Source organism: Anaeromusa sp. (genome assembly GCF_028691475.1).
GTDB lineage: Bacteria > Bacillota > Negativicutes > Anaeromusales > Anaeromusaceae > Anaeromusa.
The window spans coordinates 1-3,147 of sequence record NZ_JAQUZF010000193.1; the positions used below are offsets into that span (position 1 = coordinate 1).

The 3,147-nt window shown below is 52.8% G+C and carries 4 protein-coding genes; 1 reads left to right on the forward strand and 3 read right to left on the reverse strand.

The features are described from left to right. Positions 1 to 483, reverse strand: a 483-nt coding sequence (locus PHF27_RS14060) for a hypothetical protein (protein ID WP_300071428.1), incomplete at its 3' end; no start/stop codon positions are given. Between the two features lie 95 nt (positions 484 to 578). Here PHF27_RS14060 and PHF27_RS14065 point away from each other — a divergent pair. Then, positions 579 to 752 carry a YjfB family protein gene (locus PHF27_RS14065; protein ID WP_300070533.1) on the forward strand — a complete coding sequence of 58 codons (174 nt, stop codon included), beginning with the start codon at positions 579 to 581 and terminating at the stop codon, positions 750 to 752. Here the strand turns inward: PHF27_RS14065 and PHF27_RS14070 are convergent. Together PHF27_RS14070 and PHF27_RS14075 are read right to left on the reverse strand one after the other, a co-directional pair. Then, entirely contained in the window at positions 743 to 943 is a 201-nt protein-coding gene (locus tag PHF27_RS14070) for a hypothetical protein (protein ID WP_300071431.1), read from the reverse strand. The genes PHF27_RS14065 and PHF27_RS14070 overlap by 10 nt on opposite strands. A 111-nt stretch (positions 944 to 1,054) precedes the next feature. Beyond that, on the reverse strand, positions 1,055 to 3,147 hold a 2,093-nt coding region (locus tag PHF27_RS14075; RefSeq protein ID WP_300071434.1), incomplete at its 5' end, for an ankyrin repeat domain-containing protein.

Below are 3,147 nucleotides of genomic sequence, written 5' to 3' on the forward strand. Positions count from 1 at the left end.
GGTGAGAATGGGCGTAATGGAAATACCCAATGATTCTAAGGTGATTAGGGCGCCGAGGAGGAATACGAACAATTCGGCAATCGTGACCAAGATGGAAGTGGTAGGTAGAATGGTTTGGGCGCGTTTAGCATATAGGGTGGCTAAACCGCCGACAATGCGGGCGGCTACTAACGTAGCGGAGAGCAAAACCAGGGCTAAAAGCGCACTGGCTAAAAACTGCTGGATATTCGCGGACAGCGATACGGTGCGTGTAGTCAGATAAATACCGCCCATGAGGGACCAGAGAATGGGGATGCCGCGAAAAGCATGGACAAAAAGCTCGTGGGCCTGCTCCATGGACTCGGAAAGGGGAATGGCGCGCAAGCGCTGCGACACTAAGCGATTGAGAAGGATGCCCGTTAAAAGAGAAATAAGGATGATTGTTGCAGGCAGCATCCAAAGCTGCAGAATATCCCAGCTAATGGGCAAAGTAATTGTGTTCATAGTAAATAACCTCCGAAAAAGACAGTGAATTTAAAGGGGCGGTTATGGTATAATAAATTGTAGGAATATGTTGTTGGACAGTAAGGAGGTGGCGAATGGATATCGCTCTTTTGTCCATGTCGATGAGTCAAAGTCGAGTTCAGGACCAAGTTGGAATTTCCATTATGAAAAAAGCCATGGATAATGGCACAGAACAGGCTGGCCGTGAATTGGATATGCTGATGCCGGCTATTCCTGGTCTGGGAGAAAACCTTGACATTCAAGCTTGAATATAGTTGCAATGTAACCCCTTGGCTTTTGCCAAGGGGTTTTCTTTTTTACTATACCAGAATTCATCAAACGAACCGCGAAACACACGAAAAACGCGAAAGGGGTTTTCAAGGGCTAGTAGCTTTTGTGTAAACGGCGGCATAATTATAGCGGACTCTCTTGTTCCAATAAAAGTCTCAAATACAATCATTGCCGCCGCAACCCTCCATCTACTCCCTCTACTCCTGTTTAAAACCATACCCCGTAACCCTCATGCGAGCCCTCCGTGACTCTCGCGACTCTTGTTTACTCTCCCTATGCCTTACTGCTGCACGATGATGCGGCTGATTTTGAGGTTGTTAGGCAAGGTGTTTTCGGGGTTGCCTTGCAGCCACTCCGTGGGCAATGATTCGACAGAAACTCCAAGCTCAAAGAGAACATTAGTATCGCTGGCAGTAGCAAGGAACGAGCCGTCCATATAACGAATCGCTTTCAACGTATGGCTTTGGCGCAGCTCGCCTAGCGTGGAGCCGACGCCGATGTTTTTAGTGGTGCGGAACGTAGAGGAATAGACGTCGATGCTCAAAACGGAGCGGGAAGGACTGAGGGTGATAGAAAGCGCCGGGGTAGTATCGCGCGGGTCTGGATAGATATTCAAAATTTGATAGCGGCGATCACCGATGTAGATTTCATCGGGACTGATTTTGGCTTCCGGGTAGGCGCTGCGAATGCCAGCCAAGCCCAAGCCGATTTTTATGGGACCGGCTTGGCCGTTTGCCAAGAGCAATGACGGAGCAATTTGGCTGTCCGGTACGTTGGAGGGCTTCGCTGTTGCTAGTTCCGGAGGCGGGGCCGGCGGTGTTCCGGCGGCTGGACCTTCGTCCGGCGCATTGAGCGAACGAAGCCATTGCACAACAGCTCCTTGGTTGCGGTTGGCAGCTAAGCGCAAGGCGGTTTGACCTAATTTGTCTTTGCGGGATAGGTCGGCGCCGCGGTCAATTAAAAGACGCACGACATCAAGTCGGCCGGCTGCAGCCGCGCGCATAAGCGCGGTTTGTTTGTCTTTATCAATGGCATTTACATTGGCGCCGTGGTTCAACAAAAGTTCCACTGTCGCCAGGCGGCCCGATTCGGAGGCGGCAATCAGAGGTGTGTAGCCGTCAAAGGCGCGGAATACTTCCGGCGACATGCCTGCTTCTAGAAAAAGTCCGGCTACGGCCAAATTGCCGCGCTCTGCGTTTTCGACAAAGGATTGTTGACTGAAAGAGACGCCTTTTTGGGACAGCGCTTCCTTGGGCGCCAGCGTTGCGGCGTCATCCGGGCCGTGCTGCTTTACGCCTAAATAGTAGCCTGCGAGGACTACCAGCGGCAGTAAAAGCAAGGTTGTGGCCGCGATCGCCTTGAAGCTGAGCTTGCGGGCGCTTGTGTCGTCTTCTTCACCGGCGGAGATAGCGGTGGCTTTGCTCTTGGTTGGGGTTGCTTCTGGGGCTTCCGGCGCAGCAGCGCGTTTGCGAAAAGGCAGTTTTGCAAACTGTGCTTTAAGTAGAACTAAGAAGGCAGCGAAGCGTCCTGGGAGAGACGGAGTTGAGGATGACGTTTCCTCAACGGCCGCTTCAACAGCAGCGGCTGCTGCGTCGGGCAAGATAGGCACTGGTTGAGTATCATCCAGTTTAGGCGTCGCTTCGGCAGTCGCTTCTTGCTCTGATTGATCGAGCGGCCCCAAATCGGAAAGAAGCTTTTCAATTTCGTCTTGGGACATGCTTTTTTCGGTTTCTGGATCTGTTAATGAAGGCTCTGTAGGTAGTGCTGCCTCGGGGACGGACGTTTCGTTTTTTGCTTCAGGACTTGCCAGAGTTTCTGCTTTTTCTTCATTATCTTGCATAGAGGCCAAGAGCGCTGCGATGTCGTCCTGGCTCATTTGGGCGTTCGGATCGGCTGACGGTGCAGCAGGAGGCGCTTCGGGCGCAGCTTCTGCGACAGGAGGCTCTTCCGCTTTCTCCGGTTCGCCTTGCATGGACGCAAAGAGAGCGGCGATATCGTCCGGGTTCATCTTGGCGTTCGGATCGGCTGCTGGTTCGGCAGGAGGCGCTTCCGGCGCAGCTTCTGCGACAGGAGGTTCTTCCACTTTCTTCGGCTCGCCTTGCATGGACGCAAAGAGAGCGGCAATATCGTCTGGACTCATCTTGGCATTGGGATCGGTGGCCGGTGGAACCGCCGGTTCTGCGGCTGTTTCTGGTTCCGTTTGCATAGAAGCAAGTAACGCAGCAATGTCATCCTGACTCATTTGTGCGTTTGGATCTTGGCTGGACACGCCAACAGGCCCTGCTGGAATTGCGTCTGCCGGAGTTTCATCTGGCGGCAGCGTTTTCAGCAGGGCTTCAATTTCTTCTTGTGTTAATGTTGCGTGAGGCGCCT

Excerpts from the sequence above, each read along its gene's own strand:
- PHF27_RS14065 (WP_300070533.1), top strand. The coding sequence starts at position 579 with ATGGATATCGCTCTTTTGTCCATGTCGATGAGTCAAAGTCGAGTTCAG.
- PHF27_RS14070 (WP_300071431.1), bottom strand. The coding sequence starts at position 943 with ATGATTGTATTTGAGACTTTTATTGGAACAAGAGAGTCCGCTATAATT.